The sequence below is a fragment of the Tistrella arctica genome, from assembly GCF_039630945.1.
GTDB lineage: Bacteria > Pseudomonadota > Alphaproteobacteria > Tistrellales > Tistrellaceae > Tistrella > Tistrella bauzanensis.
In genome coordinates this window covers 1-280 of the sequence record NZ_JBBKTV010000047.1, presented here as the reverse complement: position 1 = coordinate 280, position 280 = coordinate 1, and the positions used below count along the sequence as shown (strand labels likewise).

Sequence of the window (280 nt, the reverse complement as noted above, 5' to 3'; positions counted from 1 at the left end):
GCCGCACCGGCGCGAGGTGGGTCTAGTAAAATGGCATTAGGGCTTTCTAAATGCGCCAAACGCCCTTCGTCTGATAAATCTGCACAAACCGCCTGCAAAGGAAGGGCCAACTGTTCAGCTTGAGCCGCTAAACTGGTCACCATACTGTTTTGAACTTCCAAAGCGACGACATGCTTGCTGCGTCGGGCCAATGGCATAGAGAAATTGCCATGACCCGCAAATAAATCCCAAATACGCTCATCTTCTGTCGGTGCGAGCCACTCAAGGGCTTGCGCAACCA

1 protein-coding gene is annotated in these 280 nt (G+C 52.5%); it reads right to left on the bottom strand.

Annotation, left to right across the window (positions count from 1 at the left end; genetic code table 11):
* The coding region (locus tag WG924_RS28125) for an rRNA adenine N-6-methyltransferase family protein (RefSeq protein ID WP_345936345.1) at nt 1-280 on the bottom strand (280 nt) is incomplete at both ends.